General features: G+C 73.5%; 5 protein-coding genes. 4 read left to right on the top strand and 1 reads right to left on the bottom strand.

Annotation, left to right across the window (positions count from 1 at the left end; genetic code table 11):
• The 4 genes from efeB to AC2CJA_RS23230 all read left to right on the top strand — a co-directional run.
• Positions 1 to 1,178, top strand: a 1,178-nt coding sequence (gene efeB / locus AC2CJA_RS23245; protein WP_484604636.1) for an iron uptake transporter deferrochelatase/peroxidase subunit, incomplete at its 5' end; no start/stop codon positions are given.
• Positions 1,179 to 1,221: 43 nt separating this feature from the next.
• Positions 1,222 to 2,160, top strand: coding sequence for a prephenate dehydratase (gene pheA, locus AC2CJA_RS23240; RefSeq protein WP_484604635.1), 939 nt, complete (start codon positions 1,222 to 1,224; stop codon positions 2,158 to 2,160).
• Positions 2,161 to 2,815: 655 nt separating this feature from the next.
• Positions 2,816 to 4,093, top strand: a complete 1,278-nt coding sequence (serS, locus tag AC2CJA_RS23235; RefSeq protein ID WP_484604634.1) for a serine--tRNA ligase — start codon at positions 2,816 to 2,818, stop codon at positions 4,091 to 4,093.
• A complete protein-coding gene (locus AC2CJA_RS23230) occupies positions 4,090 to 4,911 on the top strand; it encodes an HAD family hydrolase (protein WP_484604633.1) in 822 nt (273 codons plus the stop codon). The genes serS and AC2CJA_RS23230 overlap by 4 nt, the downstream gene beginning before the upstream one ends.
• Before the next feature lie 39 nt (positions 4,912 to 4,950).
• Here AC2CJA_RS23230 and AC2CJA_RS23225 read toward each other — a convergent pair whose 3' ends face one another.
• On the bottom strand, positions 4,951 to 5,655 hold the full coding sequence (locus tag AC2CJA_RS23225) for a MarR family winged helix-turn-helix transcriptional regulator (protein WP_484604632.1): 705 nt from the start codon (positions 5,653 to 5,655) through the stop codon (positions 4,951 to 4,953).
• Positions 5,656 to 5,845: the final 190 nt, after the last annotated feature.

Genomic DNA, 5,845 nt, shown 5'->3' with positions numbered 1-5,845 from the left:
CCGCCGGGCTGGCGCTCGGCGCGGCGGGCGGGGCGCTGGGCACGGCCGCCGCCACCGAGCCGCCCACCGCCCTGTCCACGGTCGGCAGCAGCCGCGTCCCCTTCCGCGGCGACCACCAGCCGGGCATCACCGAGCCCGCGCAGGCGCACGCGCACCTCCTCGCCCTCGACCTGGCGCCGGGCGCCGGCCGGAAGGAGGCCGCCGCGCTGCTGCGCCGCTGGACGCGGACGGCCGAGGCGCTGATGGCGGGCGAGGCGCCCGCCGCCCGGCTGCACGACACCGGCATCGCCCTGGACGCCGGACCCTCCTCCCTCACCGTCACCTTCGGCTTCGGCCGCACCTTCTTCGACCGCACGGGCCTGGCCGCGCGCCGCCCGTCCGCCCTCGCCCCGCTGCCCCCCTTCTCGGCCGACGTGCTGGACGCGAAGCGCTCCGGCGGCGATCTGTGGGTGCAGATCGGCGCCGACGACGCCCTGGTCGCCTTCCACGCGCTGCGCGCCCTCCAGCGCGAGGCGGACGGCACCGCCCGGGTGCGCTGGCAGATGAACGGCTTCAACCGGTCCCCGGGCGCCACCGCCACCCCCCGCACCGCCCGCAACCTGATGGGCCAGATCGACGGCACCAACAACCCCAGGGAGACGGACGAGGATTTCGAACAGCGCGTCTTCGTGCCCTCCGGCGGCGATCCGGGGTGGATGGCGGGCGGCTCTTACGCGGTGGTGCGGCGGATCCGGATGCTGCTGGACGACTGGGAGCGCCTCCCGCTCGACGGCCAGGAGAGGGTGATGGGCCGCCGCAAGTCCGACGGCGCCCCGCTGTCGGGCGGCTCCGAGACCACCCCGGTGGATCTGGAGAAGCGTGGCGCGGACGGCCGTCCGGCCATCGCCGCCGACGCCCACGTACGGGTGACGGCACCCGCGTCCAACGGCGGCGCGGCGATGCTGCGGCGCTCCTTCTCCTACCACGACGGCTTCCGCGACGACGGGTCGCCGGACGCCGGGCTGCTGTTCGTCGCCTGGCAGGCGGACCCGGCGCGGGGCTTCGTACCCGTGCAGCGCAAGCTCGACCGGGGGGACGCCCTGTCCCGCTTCGTCCGGCACGAGGCGAGCGCGCTGTTCGCGGTGCCGGGCGGCGCGCGCGGGGGCGAGTACGTCGGCCAGCGCCTGCTCGAGGGCTGAGGGCGGGGGCTGCCCGTCCCCCGGCCGGACTACTGTGGACGGCATGTCACCCGCGAGCCGCTACACCTACCTGGGCCCCGAGGGCACCTTCACCGAGGCCGCGCTGCGCACCCTCCCGGAGGCGGCCACGCGCGAGCTGGTGCCGGTGGTGTCGGTGCCCGCCGCGCTGGACGCCGTGCGCAACGGGGAGGCGGGCGGCTCCCTGGTGCCGATCGAGAACTCGGTGGAGGGCGGGGTCACCGCGACCCTGGACGAGCTGGCCACCGGCAGGCCGCTGATGATCTACCGTGAGGTGCTGCTGCCGATCGCCTTCGCGCTGCTGGTGCGGCCGGGCACCGCGCTGGAGGAGGTCAGGACGGTGACCGGGCATCCGGTCGCCCAGCCGCAGGTGCGCCGCTGGCTGGCGGAGCACCTGCCCGAGGCCCGGTGGGAGTCGGCGGCCTCCAACGCGGACGGCGCCCGGCTGGTCCAGGAGGGCCGGTACGACGCGGCGTTCGCGGGCGAGTTCGCGGCGGCGACGTACGGCCTGGCGCCGCTGGTGACCGGCATCCACGACGCGGAGAACGCGGAGACCCGCTTCGTGCTGGCCGGCCGGCCGGGGCGGCCAGCGGCGCGGACGGGCGCGGACAAGACCTCGCTGGTGCTGTGGCTCGGCGACGACCACCCGGGCGCGCTGCTGGAGCTGCTCCAGGAGTTCGCGGTGCGGGGCGTGAACCTGGTGCGGATCGAGTCGCGGCCGACCGGCGAGGGGATCGGCCGGTACTGCTTCTCGGTGGACGCCGAGGGGCACATCTCCGACCGGCGGGTGGGCGAGGCGCTGATGGGGCTGCGGCGGATCTGCCCGAAGGTGCGCTTCCTGGGGTCGTATCCGCGGGCGGGCGTGGAGCCCTCGCAGACCACGCCGCTGCGGGGGGGGACGACGGACGAGGAGTTCGCGGAGGCGGCGGACTGGCTGGCGCGCTGCGTCGACGGCCGTGCCTGAGGGGCGCGTTCGAGGGGCGCCCGAAGGTACGCCGGGAGTGCGGGGCGCTCCGCAAAGTTATCCACAGGCCCGGTGGTCGTCCTGTGTACAACATGAAACGACTAAACGGTCATTTCGGGCAAAACACCTGAAATATCAATTCTCTGTTCACAATCCCTCAGAACCTCCACATCCGATCAATTCGATTGATCGACACCCGGGAGGGTGGTATTTCCACTCGAAAAGGCGTGTAGAAGACGCGGGAGAGGGGAATCGATGGGCGAGCGCGAATCCCGCACCCGCACTCCCCCTACATCTTCCACAGGACTTCCATACCACCTGTGGAAAACTCGGCGGCCCCCCTCAGGGCTGTGGATAACAATCACCGCCCCGCACGGCCCGGGGACCGTCTCCGGCCCTCCCCCACAGGCCCGGGCGAGGCCCCCCGCCATCCCGCCGCGCACACCCCCGCCCGCGGCCCGGCCCGCACCCTCCGCGGTCTTCCGGGACCAGTGCCTCGCCGTCCGCCTCCGCACTCCCGACCCCCTCCTCACGGTGACACCCGCAATTGCCTTGACGGTCTTCTTCCCTTTTCGTCACGAAAGACAAAAGCCGCATAACACCACGTACCGCCATATCGATTCGAGCGAGCCGCACGCCCCGGTACCCTGACGGAGTGATTGACCTTCGCCTGCTCCGTGAGGACCCCGACCGTGTGCGTGCCTCCCAGCGCGCCCGTGGAGAGGACGTCGGCCTCGTCGACGCCCTGCTCTCCGCCGACGAGCGGCGCAGGTCGTCCGGCGTCCGCTTCGACGAACTGCGCGCCGAGCAGAAGCAGCTCGGCAAGCTGATCCCGAAGGCCGCCGGCGAGGAGAAGGCCGAGCTGCTGAAGCGCGCGGGCGAGCTGTCCGCCGCGGTCAAGGCCGCCGACGCCGAGCGCGACGAGGCCGACGCCGAGACGCAGCGGCTCCTCCTCCAGCTCGGCAACCTCGTCCACCCCGAGGTCCCCGTCGGCGGCGAGGACGACTTCACCGTCCGCGAGACGCACGGCGCCCCGCGCGACTTCACCGCCGAGGGCTTCGAGCCGAAGGACCACCTGGAGCTCGGCCAGGCGCTCGGCGCGATCGACGTCGAGCGCGGCGCCAAGGTCTCCGGCTCGCGCTTCTACTACCTCACCGGCGTCGGCGCCCTGCTGGAGCTGGCCCTGGTCAACGCCGCGATCGCGCAGGCCACCGAGGCGGGCTTCATCCCGATGCTCACCCCCGCGCTGGTCAAGTCGCGCGCCATGGAGGGCACCGGCTTCCTCGGCCAGGCCGCCGAGAACGTCTACCACCTGGAGAAGGACGGCTACTACCTCGTCGGCACCTCCGAGGTCCCGCTCGCCGGATACCACATGGACGAGATCGTCGACGCGGACAAGCTCCCGCTGCGCTACGCGGGTTTCTCCCCCTGCTTCCGCCGCGAGGCGGGCTCGTACGGCAAGGACACCCGCGGCATCTTCCGCGTCCACCAGTTCGACAAGGTGGAGATGTTCTCCTACGTGACCCCCGAGGAGTCCGAGGCCGAGCACAAGCGGCTGCTGGAGTGGGAGAAGCAGTGGCTGACCGGCCTGGAGCTGCCGTTCCGGGTGATCGACGTGGCCACGGGCGACCTGGGCGCCTCCGCCTCGCGGAAGTTCGACTGCGAGGCGTGGATCCCCACCCAGGGCAAGTACCGCGAGCTGACCTCCGCGTCGAACTGCGACGAGTTCCAGGCCCGCCGGCTGTCCATCCGGATGCGCCAGGACAAGAAGGTGCGCCCGCTGGCCACCCTCAACGGCACGCTGTGCGCGGTGCCCCGCACCATCGTGGCCCTGCTGGAGAACCACCAGCAGGCCGACGGTTCGGTCCGCGTCCCCGAGGTCCTGCGCCCCTACCTCGGCGGGCGCGAGGTGCTGGAGCCCGTGTCCAGGTGAGCGCCGCAGCACCGGGCTTCCCCTTCCGGCTGGTCGCCACCGACCTCGACGGCACGCTGCTGCGCAGCGACGACACCGTCTCGGCCCGCACCCGCGACGCGCTCGCCGCCGCCACGGCGGCGGGCGCCGCGCACATCGTGGTGACCGGCCGCGCCGTGCCCTGGACCCGGCACGTCCTGGACGAGCTGGGCTACGACGGCCTGGCCGTCTGCGGGCAGGGCGCGCAGGTCTACCACGCGGGCGAGCACCGGCTGCTGACCTCCGTCACGCTCGACCGGCAGCAGGCCCGGCTGGCGCTGGAGAAGATCGAGACGGAGACCGGGCCGCTGGCCGTGGCCGTCTCACGGGACGGACTGGACGGCGAGGTGCTGCTCGGGCCGGGCTACCGGCCGATCGGCGAGGAGCTGCCCGCGATCACCGGGGCCGACCCGGACGAGCTGTGGGCCGGACCGCTGAACAAGATCTACATCCAGCACCCCGAACTGGGCGACGACACGCTGGCCGACACCGCCCGGCGGATCGCGGGCGACCTGGTGAGCGTGGTGATGGCGGGCGCGGGCGTCGTCGAACTGCTGCCGCTGGGGCTGTCCAAGGCCCGCGGGCTGTCGATCGCCGCGCGCCGGCTGGGCCGCTCGGCCACCACCACGATCGCCTTCGGCGACATGCCCAACGACGTCCCCATGTTCGCCTGGGCCGCCCACGGCGTCGCCATGGCCGACGCCCATCCGGAACTGCTGGCGGTGGCCGACGAGGTGACCGCCTCCAACGACGCGGACGGCATCGCGGTCGTCCTGGAGCGACTGCTCGCCGGTCCGTAGAGGCGGTGGGCGGGCGTCCCCGGCCGGCCGGGCACCGGCTCAGTCCGGCGCCGGGCCCTCGCCGGTGCCCTCCAGCACCGCCCGGCAGATCTCCTGGAGCTGCCGGGTCCGCTCGGGGGTGAGGTGGTCGAACAGGGAGAGCCGGACCTGCTCCACATGGCCGGGCGCGATGGCCTCCAGCTCGGTCAGCCCCTCGTCGGTCAGGGTGGCCAGCGTGGTGCGGTGGTCGGCGGGGTGCTGGCACCGGCTGACCCACCCCTTGGCCTCCAGCCGGGCGACGGCATGGGAGAGCCTGCTGGCCGAGGAGCGGGTGGTCCGGGCGAGCCGGCTCATGGTGAGGGTACGCTCGGGCGCCTCGGAGAGCATGGCCAGGATCTGGTAGTACGCCAGCGGCATCCCGGCGTCACGCTGCAACTGCCGGTCCAGTTCCCCGCGTACGCGCTGGGTGGCGGCCAGGAACGCCCGCCAGGTCCGCTGCTCTTCGTCGTCCAGCCACCGTGTCGTGCCCATGTTCCCAGCGTACGAGGCCGCCGGGAACACCGCGGTGGGCCTCACGACCTCCGCCCACGTCACCGCGGCCGCGTCTGTGGCCGCGGCCTTGGCCTTCCGGGCGCGGAGCGGCGGCACGGCCCCGATTCCCAGCGCGTACAGCACGAGCCCCGGGGCGGCGGCGAGGCCGGTCAGGAGCAGCATGAGGAAGACGGCGGGGTTGTGCTCCCCGTACGGGTCGGACGCCGACATCATGCGCTGCTCTCCCTGCCACGAGTGGTGAGGGCCAAAAACGTGCTTCCGCACCGCCGGTCCCGGGAGCGGAGCCGCCCGGCCCGCGCCGAACGCCTGCCGGTGTGCCCCACCACCCCGGACGCCGAGCGCCCGCGTGAGTCGGGCCGGGGCCTGCTCCTGGTGTCGGAACTGGCCACGCGCTGGGACTGGC

Source organism: Streptomyces sp. ATLC9 (genome assembly GCF_057196705.1).
Note: the sequence above shows the minus strand (reverse complement) of the source record. Positions and strands in the feature narration are given on the sequence as shown.

Excerpts from the sequence above, each read along its gene's own strand:
- pheA (WP_484604635.1), top strand. The coding sequence starts at position 1,222 with ATGTCACCCGCGAGCCGCTACACCTACCTGGGCCCCGAGGGCACCTTC.
- AC2CJA_RS23225 (WP_484604632.1), bottom strand. The coding sequence starts at position 5,655 with ATGATGTCGGCGTCCGACCCGTACGGGGAGCACAACCCCGCCGTCTTC.